Source organism: Rhizobium terricola, assembly GCF_012927355.1.
Taxonomy (GTDB): Bacteria; Pseudomonadota; Alphaproteobacteria; order Rhizobiales; family Rhizobiaceae; genus Allorhizobium; species Allorhizobium terricola.
Genome location: NZ_JABBGK010000001.1, coordinates 608,794 through 625,534 on the forward strand (window position 1 = coordinate 608,794; position 16,741 = coordinate 625,534).

Annotated in this window: 14 protein-coding genes; 8 read left to right on the top strand and 6 right to left on the bottom strand. The window is 62.9% G+C overall.

What is annotated here, in order from left to right:
- Nucleotides 1–45 precede the first annotated feature (45 nt).
- The 5 genes from HHL25_RS02790 (at nt 46) to HHL25_RS02810 (ending at nt 7,553) form a co-directional block, all read left to right on the top strand.
- Nucleotides 46–495, top strand: a complete 450-nt coding sequence (locus HHL25_RS02790) for a GatB/YqeY domain-containing protein (protein ID WP_205927770.1) — start codon at nt 46–48, stop codon at nt 493–495.
- Nucleotides 496–703: 208 nt separating this feature from the next.
- Nucleotides 704–2,716, top strand: coding sequence for a DNA primase (dnaG, locus tag HHL25_RS02795; RefSeq protein WP_169587050.1), 2,013 nt, complete (start codon nt 704–706; stop codon nt 2,714–2,716).
- A 78-nt stretch (nt 2,717–2,794) separates the two neighbouring features.
- On the top strand, nt 2,795–4,123 hold the full coding sequence (locus HHL25_RS02800) for an adenylate/guanylate cyclase domain-containing protein (RefSeq protein ID WP_169587051.1): 1,329 nt from the start codon (nt 2,795–2,797) through the stop codon (nt 4,121–4,123).
- Nucleotides 4,124–4,523: 400 nt separating this feature from the next.
- The gene (gene rpoD, locus HHL25_RS02805; protein ID WP_169587053.1) at nt 4,524–6,584 is read left to right on the top strand and encodes an RNA polymerase sigma factor RpoD; all 2,061 of its coding nucleotides are present in this window, start codon (nt 4,524–4,526) and stop codon (nt 6,582–6,584) included.
- Nucleotides 6,585–6,701: 117 nt separating this feature from the next.
- The gene (locus tag HHL25_RS02810; RefSeq protein ID WP_169587055.1) at nt 6,702–7,553 is read left to right on the top strand and encodes a hypothetical protein; all 852 of its coding nucleotides are present in this window, start codon (nt 6,702–6,704) and stop codon (nt 7,551–7,553) included.
- Here HHL25_RS02810 and HHL25_RS02815 read toward each other — a convergent pair.
- Together HHL25_RS02815 and HHL25_RS02820 are read right to left on the bottom strand one after the other, a co-directional pair.
- Complete coding sequence (locus HHL25_RS02815; RefSeq protein WP_315853014.1) at nt 7,512–7,934, bottom strand: very short patch repair endonuclease; 423 nt, start codon at nt 7,932–7,934, stop codon at nt 7,512–7,514. The genes HHL25_RS02810 and HHL25_RS02815 overlap by 42 nt on opposite strands.
- Nucleotides 7,935–9,107 (bottom strand): DNA cytosine methyltransferase, encoded by a 1,173-nt coding sequence (locus HHL25_RS02820; protein WP_169587059.1) that lies wholly within the window; start codon nt 9,105–9,107, stop codon nt 7,935–7,937.
- 239 nt (nt 9,108–9,346) lie between these two features.
- Here HHL25_RS02820 and HHL25_RS02825 point away from each other — a divergent pair, with 239 nt between their 5' ends.
- Nucleotides 9,347–10,441, top strand: coding sequence for a DUF930 domain-containing protein (locus tag HHL25_RS02825; protein WP_169587061.1), 1,095 nt, complete (start codon nt 9,347–9,349; stop codon nt 10,439–10,441).
- Nucleotides 10,442–10,469: 28 nt separating this feature from the next.
- On the opposite strand, the gene HHL25_RS02830 is transcribed toward HHL25_RS02825, so the two are convergent.
- Both HHL25_RS02830 and HHL25_RS02835 read right to left on the bottom strand, forming a co-directional pair.
- Complete coding sequence (locus tag HHL25_RS02830) at nt 10,470–11,618, bottom strand: amidohydrolase (RefSeq protein ID WP_169587063.1); 1,149 nt, start codon at nt 11,616–11,618, stop codon at nt 10,470–10,472.
- A 76-nt stretch (nt 11,619–11,694) separates the two neighbouring features.
- Nucleotides 11,695–12,318, bottom strand: a complete 624-nt coding sequence (locus HHL25_RS02835; RefSeq protein ID WP_169587065.1) for a LysE/ArgO family amino acid transporter — start codon at nt 12,316–12,318, stop codon at nt 11,695–11,697.
- Nucleotides 12,319–12,409: 91 nt separating this feature from the next.
- Here HHL25_RS02835 and HHL25_RS02840 point away from each other — a divergent pair, with 91 nt between their 5' ends.
- Entirely contained in the window at nt 12,410–13,303 is an 894-nt protein-coding gene (locus HHL25_RS02840; RefSeq protein ID WP_169587067.1) for a LysR family transcriptional regulator ArgP, read from the top strand.
- An 82-nt stretch (nt 13,304–13,385) separates the two neighbouring features.
- The gene (locus HHL25_RS02845) at nt 13,386–13,751 is read left to right on the top strand and encodes a nuclear transport factor 2 family protein (RefSeq protein WP_169587069.1); all 366 of its coding nucleotides are present in this window, start codon (nt 13,386–13,388) and stop codon (nt 13,749–13,751) included.
- A 23-nt stretch (nt 13,752–13,774) separates the two neighbouring features.
- Here the strand turns inward: HHL25_RS02845 and HHL25_RS02850 are convergent, their stop codons facing one another.
- Together HHL25_RS02850 and HHL25_RS02855 are read right to left on the bottom strand one after the other, a co-directional pair.
- Entirely contained in the window at nt 13,775–14,248 is a 474-nt protein-coding gene (locus HHL25_RS02850) for a heme-degrading domain-containing protein (protein WP_169587071.1), read from the bottom strand.
- A gap of 101 nt (nt 14,249–14,349) precedes the next feature.
- Nucleotides 14,350–16,506 carry a sensor domain-containing phosphodiesterase gene (locus tag HHL25_RS02855; protein ID WP_169587073.1) on the bottom strand — a complete coding sequence of 719 codons (2,157 nt, stop codon included), beginning with the start codon at nt 16,504–16,506 and terminating at the stop codon, nt 14,350–14,352.
- Nucleotides 16,507–16,741 lie beyond the last annotated feature (235 nt).

Here is a 16,741-nt window from a genome sequence, read left to right on the forward strand (position 1 = left end):
ATTGACCGAGCCCGAAAACGGCTTTTCCGAGGAGAAAGAGACATGATGCGCGACAGGTTTGCCGACGTTCTGAAGGAATCCCTCAAGGCAAAGGATGTCCGTCGCACCTCGACCGTGCGCCTCATCCAGGCTGCGATCAAGGATCGCGACATCGCCAATCGCGGCCTGGGCAAGGATCCGGTCAGCGACGACGAAATCATGCAGATCCTGATGAAGATGATCAAGCAGCGCGAGGAGTCGGCGAAGATCTATGCCGACAACGGCCGGCCGGAGCTTGCCGAGCAGGAGCGCGAGGAAATCGTCATCATCAAGAGCTTCATGCCGGAACAGCTTTCCGAGGAGAAGGTGCGCGAGCTATGTGCCTCGGTGATCAATGAGACCGGCGCCCAAGGCTTGCGCGACATGGGCAAGTGCATGAATACGCTCAAGGAGCGTTATCCGGGCCAGATCGACTTCGCCAAGGCCTCCGGCTTGGTGAAGGATCTGCTGAAGTAGGCTCGCTAGGCCGGTCGCAGACCGATCAACTGTCGAAACTCCGCCTTCGGGCGGAGTTTTGCGTTTCAGCCCTTCGAGCGCTTCTGCTCGGTGATGAAATGGCGCAGCACCGCATAGATGCGGGCTGTGAATAGCGGGTGCTTGCGATGAAATCCGTGGCGCTTCGATCCGGGCCTGCCTATATGAAAATGACAATCCAGGGACCGACATGCGCTTTTCCAACGACTTTCTCGACGAGATACGCGATCGCGTGCCGATTTCGGCGGTGATCGGTCGACGCGTGTCGTGGGACCGCAAGAAGACCAATGCGTCGCGGGGCGACTATTGGGCCTGCTGCCCCTTTCATGGCGAGAAAAGCCCGAGCTTCCACTGCGAGGATCGCAAGGGGCGCTACCATTGCTTCGGCTGCGGGGTGTCCGGCGATCACTTCCGATTCCTGACGGATCTCGAGGGCCTGAGTTTTCCCGAGGCCGTGCAGCAGATTGCCGACATGGCCGGCGTTTCGATGCCGCAGCCGGACGTTCAGGCCGAACGGCGGGAGCGGGAACGCACCACGCTGCAGGACGTCATGGAACTGGCGACGCAGTTCTTCCAGGACCAGTTGCAGACGGCAAACGGTGCGCGGGCGCGGGCCTATCTGCGCGAGCGCGGGCTGACCGGACGAACGATCGAGACCTTTCGTCTCGGATATGCGCCGGAGAGCCGAAATGCGCTCAAGGAACATCTGGCGGGCAAGGGCGTGCCCAAGGAGCAGATCGAGGCCTGCGGCCTCGTCGTGCACGGGCCGGACATCCCCGTCTCCTACGACCGCTTCCGCGATCGCATCATGTTTCCAATTCTTTCGTCGCGCGACAAGGTGATCGCCTTCGGCGGGCGCGCTATGTCGCCCGACGCGATGGCCAAGTATCTGAACTCCAACGAGACGGAGCTCTTCCACAAGGGCAGCGTGCTCTACAACTTTTCCCGGGCGCGGCGCGCGCTCCAGGGCGCCGGAGGTGCGGACACCATCATTGCCGTCGAGGGCTACATGGACGTGATCGCGCTCCACCAGGCGGGCGTCGAGAACGCGGTCGCACCGCTCGGCACGGCGTTGACGGAAAACCAGCTCGACCTGATGTGGAAGCTCACGCCCGTTCCGGTGCTCTGCTTCGACGGCGACGGCGCCGGTCAGCGCGCCGCCTTCCGGGCGGTCGACCTTGCCCTGCCGCATTTGAAACCAGGGCGTTCGGTGCGCTTCGCCATGCTGCCCGACGGCAAGGATCCGGACGACCTCGTCAAACAGGACGGCCGCGCGCCGTTCGACAAGGTGCTGTCCGAGGCGCGACCGCTTGCCGAAATGGTGTGGCTGCGCGAGCTCGGCGGTGGCACGTTCGACACGCCGGAGAAGCGCGCCGAACTCGAGGCGCGGATGAAGCAGGTGGTCACCGTGATCGCCGACGAAAACGTGCGCCGGCACTACCAGCAGGATGTCCGCGACCGGTTGAATGCCTTCTTCCAGCCCAGTCAGGGCGGTCGCGGCGAACGCCGCGGCGGCTTCGAGCCCGGCAACCGCGGTGGCCGCGGCGGGCAGTCCGGCCAGGGGCGGTTCGGCGGGCGCGCGCCCGGTCCGTCCGCCGGAGGCGGCGGTGCGATTTCGGACCGCCTTGCACGCTCCGGACTCGTCAAAGGTCACCAGGACCAGCCGGCGCTGCGCGAAAGCGTTCTGGCGCTGACGGTCGTCAATCATCCGCAGCTGCTGCAGGACGAGTATGACGAGATCGCCGCGATCGACTACGAGCATCGCGACCTGCAGAAGCTTTGGTCGTCGCTTCTGACCGCCGCCGCCGGCGCCGGGGCCGGGCTTTCCCGCGAGATCCTGCTCCAGCGTCTCGAGGAGCAGGGCCATGGCGGCGTGATCAAGGCGCTCGACCAGCAGATCCGCAATGCGCGGCTTTGGACGGCAACCGAGATCGCCGCGGCCGAGGATGCGCGCGAAGGCTATCGCCAGGCCCTGTCGCTGCACAAGCGCTCGAAGGCGCTTCGCCGCCAGCGGATCGAGCTCGAGCGGGAGGTCGCGGAGGCGACTGAAAGCGACGACGCCGAACGCATCGGCCAGCTGATCGGCGCGCTTCATCAGGTGCAGCTCGAGATCACGCGGATGGAGAACCAGGAAGCGATCATCGACGGCTTCGGCGTCATGTCGGGGCGCGTCAAGGGAGCTGCCACAGGTCACAGCTCGTAGCGTTCATCGAAATATTTCGATTGCCGCCGGCCACCGAATGTTCCATTCAGCAAGGCCAACCGCTCATCGGAACCAGCCGTGTCGTCGCAGGATATCGAAATTTTGCCGAAGCGCGACCGCCAGGCGAGATCGCCGTGGCGTCTGCCGCCGTTCCTCTGGTGGGTGGCGAGAATCGGGACTTCGGGCTATCCGCCGCATATTCGCCGGCGACTTGCCGTGACGAACGTCATTTCGATCATGGTCAGCCTGATGACCGTGCCGTACATCCTGCTTTACGCGCTTTACGACAAAGAGGCCCTGTGGCCGGCGATCATCGCGTTTTCGCCGCAGATCATCGTCTATGCCCTCACTCCGGCCCTGCACCGGTTCGGTCCACAGGTCGCGGCCGTGTTCTTCTGCTTCGAATGGCTGACCTTCGGCCTCGGCTATTGCTTCTTCTTCGGACGGGAGTCCGGACTGCATTTCTATTTCCTGCCGGGGGCGGCGGCCTCGATGCTGATCTTCGGCTCGGACCGCCTGCTTTTGTCGGCGCTGGTGGCCGTGGTCGCGCTCTGTGCCTTCATGACCACCGAACTGCTTTTCACCGGTCCGGCCTGGTTTCTCCATGTCGATCCGGCCTTCCTCGATATCCTCTTCTATCTTACCGTGCCCTTCGTCTTCCTGCTGATCTTCACGACTGTCTACTTCGCCTTCCAGGAGGCGACGCAGGCTGAGGTCGCGCTGGAGCGGGAATACCGCTTCTCGGAAAAGCTGCTGGAAAACATCCTGCCGCGTGCGGTCGCCACCCGCCTCAAGCATCGCGACAGCGTTCTGCTTGCCGATCACATCGAGGCGGCGACCATCCTCTTCGCCGATATCGTCAACTTCACCCCGCGGGCCGCGAAATGGACGCCCGGCGAGGTGGTCACCTTCCTCAGCCGCGTGTTCCACCGGTTCGACGAGTTGGCGGTGGCGCATGGCCTGGAGAAGATCAAGACCATCGGTGACGCCTACATGGTGGCGGGCGGGCTGCCGGAGCCGCGCAGAGATCATGCGGAGGCCGTGGCGGCGATGGCGCTCGACATCCTCGACAGCTGTCGGAAGATTTCGGAGGAATGCGGGGAGACCGTCGAAGTGCGCATCGGTCTCGACAGCGGGCCGGTGGTGGCGGGCGTCATCGGCATCAACAAGATCCTCTACGACGTGTGGGGCGACACGGTGAATACGGCAGCCCGGATGGAATCACACGGCGTCGCCGGTCGCATCCAGGTGGCGGATTGCCTGAAGCATGCTCTGGAGGACCGTTTCGACTTCGAACTGCGTGGCGAGATCGAGGTGAAGGGCAAGGGGTCGATGCGGGTCTGGTTCCTGACCGGGCGAAAGCTGGGGGGCGAGCCTGCCGTTGTCGCAGAAGCGGTCACCGGCTGAAAGCGTCCTGTCGGCCGGCGGTTGCTCTCGTGGGCGATTGCCCCTTGTTTCCGGCGGTTGCGCTCCTACATTTGCCAACAGCGGCCAGACAGGCATCCGCGTTAAGAATTTTCCCATTTTCCCGGGCAATCGTGCCGGAAGAGCTTGACGCCAGGGAAAATTGTGGGAATCACCAGTACAGACACACAAGGGTGAAGTGCGTTCAGGCGAAACTCTAATACCATGACCGGTCATTCTGAAAGACGAGGGTTTTGCGCGGCGGCGATGCGGCCCTTGGTTAATCGGGAATTAAGCACCATTCCGTTAGGTCATTGACATCATAGCGGGCAGGGGCCCTTGGGGCCGCTCTCCGCTTCGCATCGTGCGGACAAGATCAGACGTCAGGAAAGCGACGAATTAAATGGCATCCAAAGTCAAAGAAAACGAAGAAGCAGACAGCGAACGCGATGGCGCATCCGACGGTCCGCTTCTCGACCTTTCGGATGACGCGGTCAAAAAGATGATCAAGGCCGCCAAGAAGCGCGGCTACGTCACCATGGATGAGCTGAATTCGGTTCTGCCGTCGGAGGAAGTGACCTCCGAGCAGATCGAAGACACCATGGCCATGCTCTCCGACATGGGCATCAACGTCATCGAGGACGAGGATGCCGAGGAAGCGGCTCCGGCCGAGGACAGCGACGACGACAGCGACGGCGACAGCGAAGGCGGCGAACTTGCGCCTTCCTCCGGCACGCAGCTTGCGACCGCCAAGAAGAAGGAACCGACCGACCGCACGGACGACCCGGTGCGCATGTACCTGCGCGAAATGGGTTCGGTCGAGCTTCTGTCGCGCGAAGGCGAAATCGCCATTGCCAAGCGTATCGAGGCCGGCCGCGAGACGATGATCTCCGGCCTCTGCGAGAGCCCGCTGACCTTCCAGGCGCTGATCATCTGGCGTGACGAACTCAACGAAGGCACCACGCTGCTGCGCGAGATCATCGATCTCGAAACCACCTATTCCGGCCCCGAGGCGAAGGCTGCACCGCAGTTCCAGAGCCCGGAAAAGATCGAGGCCGACCGCAAAGCGGCGGAAGAGAAGGAAAAGGAACGCGCCAAGCGCCGTCCGGCTCCGTCCGGCGACGACGACATCACCGATGTCGGCGGCGACGGTGCTCCGCCGGAGGAAGAGGAAGAAGACGAGGACGAATCCAACCTGTCGCTCGCGGCCATGGAAGCCGAACTCCGGCCGCAGGTCATGGAAACCCTCGACACGATCGCCGACACCTACAAGAAGCTCAGAAAGCTGCAGGACCAGCAGGTGGAAGCCCGCCTTGCCTGCACCGGCACGCTGTCTTCGGGCCAGGAGCGCCGCTATAAGGAGCTCAAGGACCAGCTGATCACCGCGGTCAAGTCGCTTTCGCTCAACCAGAACCGCATCGACAGCCTCGTCGAGCAGCTCTACGACATCAACAAGCGCCTCGTTCAGAACGAAGGCCGCCTGCTGCGTCTGGCCGAATCCTACGGCGTGAAGCGTGATTCGTTCCTCGAGCAGTATCAGGGCGCAGAACTCGACCCGAACTGGATGAAGTCGATCGGCAACCTTTCGGCCCGTGGCTGGAAGGACTTTGCCCGCGAGGAGAACCAGACGATCCGCGACATCCGCGGCGAGATCCAGAATCTGGCGACCGAGACCGGCATTTCGATCTCGGAATTCCGCCGGATCGTCCACATGGTGCAGAAGGGCGAGCGCGAAGCGCGCATCGCCAAGAAGGAAATGGTCGAGGCGAACCTGCGTCTCGTCATCTCGATCGCCAAGAAGTACACCAACCGCGGCCTGCAGTTCCTCGACCTCATCCAGGAAGGCAATATCGGCCTGATGAAGGCGGTCGACAAGTTCGAGTATCGCCGCGGCTACAAGTTCTCGACCTATGCGACCTGGTGGATCAGGCAGGCGATCACCCGTTCGATCGCCGACCAGGCCCGCACGATCCGTATTCCGGTGCACATGATCGAGACGATCAACAAGATCGTCCGTACCTCGCGCCAGATGCTGCACGAGATCGGCCGCGAGCCGACGCCGGAAGAACTGGCCGAGAAGCTCGCGATGCCGCTCGAAAAGGTCCGCAAGGTCCTGAAGATCGCCAAGGAGCCGATCTCGCTCGAAACCCCGGTAGGCGACGAAGAAGATTCGCATCTCGGCGATTTCATCGAGGACAAGAACGCGCTTCTGCCGATCGACGCCGCCATCCAGGCGAACCTGCGCGAGACGACGACCCGCGTTCTCGCCTCGCTGACGCCGCGCGAAGAGCGCGTGCTACGCATGCGCTTCGGCATCGGCATGAACACCGACCACACGCTCGAAGAAGTCGGCCAGCAGTTCTCGGTCACCCGCGAACGTATCCGCCAGATCGAAGCAAAGGCGCTGCGCAAGCTGAAGCACCCGAGCCGCTCGCGCAAGCTGCGGAGCTTCCTGGACAGCTGAGGCTTTGGTCCGGTCGGGAAATATGAAGGCGGCCCCAAAAGGGCCGCCTCTATTTTTTGGTGTGTTTTCGAGACTTCGCTATAGACTTCGAAGATCTTCGATTCGTTCGGTAGTCTGATGATGTTTGGCCCCGCAATTCTCGCACGCACTCTGTCCATCCCATCACGAATCGATGAATTCGGTCGAAGCTGGCAATATCATTCGCGAAGTGACCATCATTCGAAGGTTGCCTGCTGGGGGATCATTTTCGACTTGATGACGACATGTCCCCTGTTGCGTCGACATGTCGAGAACGGTTCCGTATTCTTTGGCATCAATCATGAGATGCGAGACTTCGTCCATGATCGCAAAAAGAATCTTGATCTGGTACTTTGCACGGCAGGTCGGGAGGAGAAGAAGAACAAGCCGCTGTCGCTGAATTCCATGACGGCCGATTTAGGGATCTTGCTCGATGAAGTTGAGGCAGGCCAGCTAGAAAGTCTTCCTTTGCTCAGCAGAGCGCCCGTCGGGAGTGTGCTGATGGCGCTCGAGGCGAAGGCCTGCATGACTGCTCATCAAAAGGCTCTTCCTCGTCTGTATGACGAATTGAACTCGTCGCATGCCACCGTGCACGGCTCGAACGATCAGGCGATCGCAGCGGGATTTGCGATGGTGAACATGTCGACCGAATATCTGAGTCCAGATCGCAACAAGGGCGCGAACATCGACCTCCGGCCGAGCAGTCACGCACAACCAAAAAGCGCTCAGATAACCGTCGATAAGTTGCGTCAGTTGCCCAAGCGTAGTCGTCCGGGAGAGGTGGGATATGACGCGTTCGCCATTGTCGTCGTCGACTGTAAGAACGATGGCTCCGCCATCAAAGTCGTGACCGGCGAACCAGCACCGCAAGCAGGCGATATATTCAATTATGAGGCTATGATCGAGCGTTTAGCGCATATCTATGCCACGCGTTTCAAAGACATCGACTAGCCGTCTCTTGAGACGTTCTTGGTCGGCGGTCTCGCACTCCCACACGATGATTGCACAGAATCCCAATCTGCGTATCGACAGGACTGCGGTCGCGTCCCTTTTGCGGTTCTTCGCGAACTTCTCGAGCCAGAATTGTTGGTTGGACTTCGGAATGGTCGCTCGCGTGCAGGCGGTATGTCTATGCCAGAAGCAACCGTTGACGAATATTGCCCATTTGCGCGATTTGTTGGCGAAGTCCGGTGAGCCAGGCAAGCTCTTCACGTTTTTGCGGTACCGCTGACCCAGACCATACAGAAGTCTTCCCACGACAAGCTCCGCGGAGGTTCCCTCGCGACGGATTGCCCGCATCTGAGCGCTCTTCCGATCGGTCGTGTTACACACTCATTCAGCCGCAACTGCGAAAGCGGGCGCATTCGTGTCCGATTTCGTTTCCATATGACTGAGATGGGTTCGGAGAAGATCAAGGAAACCCGGCGCGAACCTGAGTTTGGCACGCGCAGCACGCGATAGAAAGCCTCTCGTTGCTCTCGCAGAGAGCGGTTTTCCAGGGAATTGGAGAAACGCATGCAGAGGCTCTCGCTCTTGCCACACGGGGTAAGAACCGATGTCCACGCAGTGACGCTTCTTTCCATCAGACCGGGCAGCTCTAGGCCACCGTCGGAGTTCTTCGAAAGATCGGTCTCTGTCCGTCTCATATTGACCTGGTCGGAGCAACGAGGCGCCGAGCCACTTTGCCACCGGAACCGTCACAGCATTGCCCACCAAGGACCAACGCAGCGATGCCTTGCCTGCGCCCTCGGCCGGCAGTGTCCAATCCACATCGAAGCCTTGCAGGCGCTCCGCATCTCGGATCTCCGGCGTGACGACAGCACCATTGGGAAGCAGAATTGCGGGAGGGGAGGCGATTCCGACGGTCGAACCATTCTTCAGCGTTGGAATTGCATTCTCAGCCCAGCCAAGTCCACGAATCCCTTCGGTCCAATAAAATCCGTGAGCCGCTGCCGAGAGCGGTTCTACACCCAGGTCCGGCGCGGCATCATCGGACAAGAGAATATCGGCGGGATCCGTATCTGTGTTTGTTGCAACAAAGATCACTCTCTCGCGTCGTTGGGGCAGAAACGAAAGTGAATTTACGATCCGATAGGCCCAGCGATAGCCTCGTACTTCAAATTCCTCTACGAGCGTGCGCATGGCGGAGCCCGAGTCGAGCTGCAACATGAAGGGCACGTTTTCAAGAACGACCCACTTTTTTCTGTCGCGATCCAGCAGCCGGAAGACATGTCCCACTAGGCCTGATCGTTTGCCCGAGATTCCAGCCGTGCGTCCTGCTTGGCTGAGGTCTTGGCAGGGGAAACCCGCGACCAACACTTCTGCATCGGCCGGGAGGGATGCCAGCGTTTCCACATCGTCATGAAGGTCGGTGTCGGGAAATCTTGCGTTGAGAACGGTCTTTGCGGGCCCCCAAATCTCGCAGAGAAGGCTTGTCTCCAAGCCGGACGATTGAAGACCAGCTTCCAAACCTCCAATGCCCGCAAAAAGTCCGACTGTCTTCATTCTCTTTTTCCAAGGCATATGACTGGACTGGCTTGTTCACCGTCCTCGATCGACTCGATGAACGTTCTCACATTGTTCTTGCCAATGGAAGGTGTATGCTCCGGGAATTGTCGTTATTCAGCTGCTTTTTGCTCTTGAAACAAAAGAGGGGGCCGCACGGGTTTATCGGTTTTCGCCCTTGATGCGGCCTCCTTTTGGCGCCACATGAGCCGGGACGTCACGGGGTTCCGTTCATCCGCATGCGAGACATTTTCACGAAAATCTGGAAGAGGCTGAACAAGGGGCTTGCGGTTTCGCTGCTGCTGCACCTCGTCGTCTTTGCCGCCTTCTTCGTGAATCTGCCGGAAACGATCGAACAGCCGGAACCGGAAGAGAGCGTCGCGGTGGAGATCGTTCCGCCGCCCGAGGAAAAGCCGCCCGAGCCGCCGCCGGAGGAAAAGCCGGCGGAGGAGGCGAAGGCCGAGCCACCTCCGCCGCCGCCGCCACCGCTACCGCTACCGCTACCGCCGGAAAAGGTTCCCACGCCGCAGGAGCGTCCACCGGAGCAGCCGCCCGCCGAGGAGCAGGCGAAGACGCAGCCCTTGCCCGGCATGAGTCCGGTCTTCGAATTCGGCGACAAGAACAGCGGTCCGCGCGAGGACAGAAGCGGCGACGCTGCGCGCGAGGCGGCGGAAGCGCCGGTCGAGACGCCGACTGAGGCCGACAACCCGCCCGTGACGACCGAGGCGGCGAAGACCGAGGCACCGGAGACTGCCGAGACGAAGGCGCCGGAGGGCCAGCCGCTGCCGGACGACATCGCGCTGCCTGAAGTCGATACCGGGGCGAATGGTCCGGCCGGAGACGGCGTCGCCCTCAAGGACAAGCCGGCCGAAACGTCGATCGCGCTGACCGAAGCGACGCCGGCGCAAAAGCCGGCTGCCGCGGCTGCCCAAGCTTCGGCGGCGAAACCGACCGACGCCAAGGCGCAGAGCCCGCTGAAGGAGGTGAAGACCCTCTATTCGGAAAACCTCTCCGGCGACCAGGCCGCGATGACGGCGATGGCCGACATCCCGCGTCCGGAGCGCGCCGACCAGCTTTGCGTGACGGAGCTCAGGGAACAGTTGCGCCATTCGGCGCGGCCCTACGGGCTCGAACTCCTGCCGTCGTTCCAGCTCAAGCAGGGCACCGTGCTCGACGTCCAACGGGCCGCGTTCCGCGCCGACGGCCAATGGTACGAATTGCGGTTCCGCTGCGAGCTCGACCAGGATGTCACGCGCGTTGTCAACTTCGCCTTCGAGGTTGGCAGGCCGGTGCCGAAAAGCGAATGGAAGCGCCGCGGTTTTCCCGAATTCTGATCCTGACAGCCTATCCGAGCCTGACGGCCTATCCGAGAATGTCGCGCGTCACGCGCATGAAAATCCGGGCGCCGACGGCGATCAGCTCGTCGGGGAAATCATAGTCGGGATTGTGCAGGGCCGGGTGGCTTTCGCCCGAGCCGAGGAAGAACATCGCCGATGGGGCGATCGCGCGGAAACGGCCGAAATCTTCCGAGCCGCGCATCGGGAGCGTGCCGGCATCGTGGACGGCCCCTTCGGCATCGAGCGCACGAACCAGGTGATCGACCGCTTCCGGGGCGTTCTCGCAATGCAGGAATATGTCCTCATAGCCGATCGCAAGCCCGAGATTGGTCTCGGCGGCCGCCGCACGGGCGAGATTCTCGGCTTCCGCGCACAGGGCGGCCATGTGATCGTCGACGAGCGTGCGCAGCGTCACCCAGATCTCGCCGTCGCCGGGGGCAATGCCGAAGGCTTCCTCGCCGAGCCAGGCATGGGTGACGGTCGCCAGTCGGAAATCAAGCGCGGGTGGGGCGCTGCGGGAGAGGGCGGTCAGCGCCGGCATCAGCCTTGCAATGGCCGACATCGGCGAAATCCCGGTTTCCGGAAGCGAGGCGTGGGCGGTCTTGCCGGTGAGGTGCAGGCGCATGCCGCGCGAGGCGCAGTTGACGGGGCCTTCCTTCAGCGCGACGTGTCCCAGCGGCAGGCCGGGCAGGTTGTGGAGCGAGAAGGCGAGATCCGGCGTGATCTCGCCGAAACGAGGATCGGCGATCACCGCGGCAGCACCGGCGCCGTTTTCCTCGGACGGCTGGAAAAGCAGGACGACGCGGCCGCGCTCAGGCGGCTGGCGCGACAGGCCGAGCCCGAGGGCGAGGAGGGTGGTGGAGTGTCCGTCATGGCCGCAAAGATGGCCCTTGCCGGCGACCGTCGAGGCATAGGGCGCGCCCGTCTTCTCCTCGATCGGCAGGGCGTCCAGTTCGGAGCGGAAGAGCAGCGTCGGTCCGGGTTCTGCGCCTTCGAAGACGGCGGCGACGCCATGGCCGCCCAGCCCGGTCAACACCTTCTGCGGCTTCAGCTGCGCGAGGAAAGCGACGACACGGCGGGCCGTCTCTTCCTCCTCGCCGGAGATTTCCGGATGCCGGTGAAGGTCGTGGCGGAAGTCGATCAGATCGACCATGTCGTGATTGGTGAGAAACATCGGCGGCATCCGGCTGGGGCGGGCGGCCAGAATTGCACTGACGGGTGCCCGACGCCATGGCGGATGTGGTTGTTCGTCAGCCGATCCACACGAGATTGGTGGCAATCGAAGCCATTACCAGGGCGATGAGGGCGTCGAGGATGCGCCAGGATGCGGGGCGGGCAAAGAGCGGGCGCAGCAGACGGGCACCATAGGCGAGCGAGAAGAAGAAGAGGAAGGATGCGGTGGCCGCTCCGGTGCCGAAGGCGAGGCCTTGGCCGGGATACTGGGTCGAGATGGAGCCGAGAAGGACGACGGTGTCGAGATAGACGTGCGGATTGAGCCATGTCAGCGCCAGGCAGGTGACGAGGGCCGTCGCGAGGCTTTCCTCCGCCTCGCCGTGGGTGGTCAGCGTCTCGCCGCCGCGGATCGCCGCGCGGAGTGCCCTGAAACCATAATAGAATAGGAAGGCCGCGCCGCCATAACGCAGGATCGGCATCAGCCAGGGCAGGTTGCCGATCGCCCGGCCGAGGCCGCCGACGCCGGCTGCGATCAGCAGGGCGTCGGAGACCGCGCAGGTGAGTGCGATGGCGAAGACGTGCCGCCGACGCAGTCCCTGGCGCAGGACGAAGGCGTTCTGGGCGCCGATCGCGACGATCAGGCTGAGGCCGAGCAGAAAGCCGGCAATGGCTGCGGTGAATGGTGGGGCGGCGATGGGCATGACGTCTCCTGGTCCGGTCGCCGTTTGACTAGCTGGTGGCATGAGATTAGAAAATCTAAAAATTCTTTATCTGCATAAGGAGTTCTAATTCGTGTTCGACTATGCCCATCTGGAAGCTCTCGTCGCGGTTCTGCGCACGGGCAGTTTCGAACAGGCGGCCCGCGCCATCGGCGTGACGCCATCGGCGATCTCTCAACGGATCAGGCTTCTGGAAGAACGGGTCGGTTCGGTTCTCGTGGTGCGAGGCCAGCCTTGCACCGCGACGGAGACGGGGCAGCGGCTTGCGCGCCACGCCGAGGAAGTGGCCCTCCTCGAACGGTCCCTCGGAGACGATCTCGCGCCGACGGCGGGAAGGGGCGCCAATCCGACGATCCGCATCGCCGTCAATGCGGACAGCCTTGCGACCTGGTTCATTCCGGCTATGGCGGCGGTCCCAGACCGGCTTTTCGACCTCGTGCTCGACGACCAGGAGCACAGCGCGGAATGGCTGCGCCGCGGAGAGGTTCGCGCCGCGGTGAGCGGGTCAGCCCAGCCCGTGCAGGGGTGCGACGGACGGCCGCTCGGCCGCCTGCGCTACATCGCGACCGCGAGCCCCGCCTTCATGCGCCGCTGGTTCCCCGATGGCGTCACGGCGCAGGCACTCTCGCTTGCGCCGGCGCTCACCTTCAATGCCAAGGATACGCTTCAGGCGCGCTGGAGTGCTGCCTATGTCGGCGACGGGATCGTGCCGCCGACCCACTGGCTGCCCTCCTCGCAAGCCTTCGTCGATGCGGCTCTTGCCGGCATCGGCTGGGGCCTCAATCCGGAACATCTGGCCGCGGGTGCGATCGCGGACGGCAGGCTCGTGCCGCTTCTCCCTGATGCTCCTTACGACGTTCCGCTCCACTGGCACTGGAGCCGCTCGGTCGCCGCCGCGCTCGGTTCGCTCAATCGGGCGGTCCTGGAGGCTGCACGTCAGGTCCTGCTGCCGATCGGGGAGGCGTGACGAAGGGCGCGCGCCGCCATTGCCGGATGAAGCGGGCCGCTCTAAGTGCTTGAGATAAGGCAATGAGACAGGGAGAAGACGGATGGCGATAGAGGTTCAGATCTCACGGGTGATCGACGTGCTCAACCAGCGGGACTTCGATGCCCTGGAGGCGCTTTTCGATGACGATGCGGCGCTCGACATGCCGGACGGCCAGCGCGTGATCGGCGTGTCCTCGCTGCGGGATACCTTGTCGGCCTTCCTGCTGCGTCACGGCATCACGTTCGCCAATGGTGTGGTGATGACCGAGACGTCGGGGTCGCGGGGAGCGGTCGACGCCACGATCGAAGGGCGGGACGGGGGAGCCGCCGGAGAGGGAAAGGATTTCTCGCTGCCCTGCGTGCTCGTCTTCGAACATGAAAACGGCCGGTTCACCCGGCTCAGCCTCTACCTCTCCACTCCGCTCTGACCGGACGCGCGGAGGCGGCGATCTCAGTCGCCGCCGAGATAGTCCTCCAGCACCTTGACGATCATGGCGTGATCGTCCTCGGAGGCGAGGCCCGACACCGTAATCGCGGCCACCACGCCGGTGCCGTCAACCCGCACCGGAAAGCTGCCGCCGTGGCTGGCGTAGTCGAGCGGATCCATGCCGAGTTCGGCGCAGATCTCGCGGCCCTTCAGCCGGTAGTTTTCGCCGACGCGCATCGAGGACTTGTGGAAGCGCAGCGTGACATTGCTCTTGCGCCGCGCCCAGTGGTCGTTGTCGGGCGACGAGCCCGGCAAGGCGGCATGGAAGAGCACCCGGTCGGGCGTGCGGATGTTGATGACGACCGGGCATTCGCCGGAACGTGCAAGCCGGGTCAGCCGTTCGCCGATCGCGAAGGCAACGGTCTCGTCAAACGCCTTGAATGTCAGGGCGGCCTCCTGGCCGGCCAGGGTTTCGAGCAGGTCTCTGTCGTGGCTCATGGGGGTCTCCTCATCCTTCGGCGGGCAGACTATCGCCTCCCGCCGGTCCGGCAAAGACGGTCCGTCCACTATTCCCCGGGTTCGGGCAGACGAGACGGGATTCAGCTGGCCGATCGGGTGGCGAAATCCCGGAACGAGAGTTCGTCGATAGGAGCCGGTCGTGCCAGGAGGAAGCCCTGGCCGCAGTCATAACCGAGTGCCTTCACATGAGCGAACTGTGCCTCGGTCTCGATACCCTCGGCGATGGTCGTCAGGTGGAGTGCGGCGGCAAGCGCTGCGATCGCCTGCAGGATGGCCGCGCAATCGGGGTTGGTATCGGCCTCCCGGACAAAGCTGCGATCGATCTTGATCGTGTCGAAGGGGAAGCTGTGCAGGTAGCTCAGTGAGGAATAGCCGGTGCCGAAGTCGTCGAGTGCGATGCCGACGCCGAGAGCCTTCAGCGCCTTCAGTGCGTCAAGGGTGCCCGCATCCTTCTCCATCAGCAGCGATTCGGTGATCTCGATCTCCAGGCAGTTGCCCGGCAGGCCTGATCGGTCGAGCGCGTCGCGGACCAGGGTCACGATGTCGGCGCGCCGGAACTGCGCCGGCGAGAGGTTCACCGCCAGCCGAAGACCGGGTGCCGCGGCGGCGAAATCGCGGCAGGCCTTGTGCATGGCCCAGCTGCCGATGGCGATCATCAGCCCCGTCGTCTCGGCGATCGGTATGAAATCGGCCGGGCTCACATAGCCGTGGACCGGGTGGTTCCAGCGGAGCAGCGCTTCGGCTCCGATTGCCCGACCGGTCTTGATGTCGTATTGCGGCTGATAATGGATCTCCAGCTCGCCGCGCTTCAGCGCACCGCGCAGGTCACGCTCGAGGCCGCGCTTGGCGAGCGTCTGCCCGTCCATGTCCGGTTCGAAGAAGTGGTAGCCGCTGCGGCCCTCGAGCTTTGTGCGGTAGGTCGCAAGATCGGCGTGATTGAGCAGCGTGTCGCAATCCCGCCCGTCCCGGGGGAAGCGGGCGATGCCGAGGCTGGCGCTGGTCGAAATGAGATGTCCCTCGACCTCGAACGTCTCCGCAATGGCCGCGAGGATGGTCTCGGCAAAGAGAGCAAGGGTGAGCTCGTTGTGTCCGCCGCGGCGGACGATGGCGAATTCGTCTCCGCCGAGGCGCGCGACGAGGTCGTCGGCTCCGGCAATCGCGCGCAAACGTTCACCGGTCTGCCGCAGCAGGCCGTCGCCCACCCTGTGGCCGAGGGTCTCGTTGGTCAGCTTGAAGCGATCGAGATCGATGCAGATGACGGCGAGACCTTCCTTCTCCATGGTCTCGCGCTTCAGCAGCGTTTCCATCTGGTCGAGCAGGCTGTTGCGGTTGGCGAGCCCCGTCAGCTCGTCATGATGGGCGAGAAAGGCGATGCGACGGTCGGCCATGCGCTGGCGGGTCACGTCGCGGACAATGACGCCGAGGCCGGACAGCCGCAGGCGTTCGTCCTGCCAGGCGGTTGCCGACACTTCGACGATGATGTCGTGGCCGCGCTTGTGGCTGGCCGTCAGTTCGACGCGGTGATCCCGGGGCAGGCCGTCGCCACCGGCGGCATAGTGTTCGGGGTCGGTGACGATGCCGCCGATGATCTCGTTGATCGGCCGGCCGATCATCTCCTCGTCGGTGAAGCCGAACACCGACTGGGCCGCCGGGTTCCACACTGCGATATTGCCGGACTGATCGGTGACGATGACCGCGTCGGAGGTCGCCGACATCAGCTTCGAGGCAATGACCTCGAGCCGCGAAAGGCGCCGCTGATCGAGCTTGTCCATGACGAGCTGGGCGAGATCCTTCAGCCGGCGTTCCTGCTTTTCGCTCAGTGCGGGGCGGCTCGCAGTGTCGAGGATGCAGAGCGTGCCGATGCCGTGGCCCTTGGGCGAGGTGAGGGGAGCGCCAGCATAGAACCGGAAGCCCGCCTCGCCGGTGACCAGCGGGTTGGAGGAAAAGCGCTCGTCGGTGCTGAGGTCTGTCACCACCAGCGGCTCGGTGCCGAGGACCGTGTGGCTGCAGAAAGCCAGTTCGCAAGGCACGGTCTGGACATCGATGCCGACCCGGGCCTTGACCCATACCTCGGTGCCGCCAACCAGGTTGATCAGGGCAATCGGTGCTTCAAAAAGTTCTGCGGTAAGGCGGACGATGTGATCGTAGTCGTCTTCACTCGGCGTTCCAAAAACACTGTAGGCGTCGAGTTCGCTCAACCTGTCGGTTTCCTGAAGTCTTTCCAAAATGGTTTTCATGAAACGGCCTGTCCAATGTTCTGCAATATATATACATAGGAAACATGCTCTTCTTTCTATCGGGTTAAACTAGTTCTTTGGGCGAATAGAATATCGGCTCGCTCGTTTGGTGACGTGGGTCACTTTTCTACGGGTTTTCTTTTACCCATGGTCGTGGGATGTCCGAGGGCCTTCTTCACGGTTGTGCTCGTGCGCGAATTGCTTGAATATTGTCAAGTTCAAGGCCGTTCCGCTC

Bases quoted from the DNA above. Each gene is read 5' to 3' on its own strand.
- HHL25_RS02850 (WP_169587071.1), bottom strand. From the start codon at position 14,248: ATGAGCCACGACAGAGACCTGCTCGAAACCCTGGCCGGCCAGGAGGCC.
- HHL25_RS02830 (WP_169587063.1), bottom strand. From the start codon at position 11,618: ATGTTTCTCACCAATCACGACATGGTCGATCTGATCGACTTCCGCCAC.
- dnaG (WP_169587050.1), top strand. From the start codon at position 704: ATGCGCTTTTCCAACGACTTTCTCGACGAGATACGCGATCGCGTGCCG.
- HHL25_RS02845 (WP_169587069.1), top strand. From the start codon at position 13,386: ATGGCGATAGAGGTTCAGATCTCACGGGTGATCGACGTGCTCAACCAG.
- HHL25_RS02855 (WP_169587073.1), bottom strand. From the start codon at position 16,506: ATGAAAACCATTTTGGAAAGACTTCAGGAAACCGACAGGTTGAGCGAA.
- HHL25_RS02835 (WP_169587065.1), bottom strand. From the start codon at position 12,318: ATGCCCATCGCCGCCCCACCATTCACCGCAGCCATTGCCGGCTTTCTG.
- HHL25_RS02790 (WP_205927770.1), top strand. From the start codon at position 46: ATGCGCGACAGGTTTGCCGACGTTCTGAAGGAATCCCTCAAGGCAAAG.
- HHL25_RS02810 (WP_169587055.1), top strand. From the start codon at position 6,702: ATGATGTTTGGCCCCGCAATTCTCGCACGCACTCTGTCCATCCCATCA.
- rpoD (WP_169587053.1), top strand. From the start codon at position 4,524: ATGGCATCCAAAGTCAAAGAAAACGAAGAAGCAGACAGCGAACGCGAT.
- HHL25_RS02825 (WP_169587061.1), top strand. From the start codon at position 9,347: ATGCGAGACATTTTCACGAAAATCTGGAAGAGGCTGAACAAGGGGCTT.
- HHL25_RS02820 (WP_169587059.1), bottom strand. From the start codon at position 9,107: ATGAAGACAGTCGGACTTTTTGCGGGCATTGGAGGTTTGGAAGCTGGT.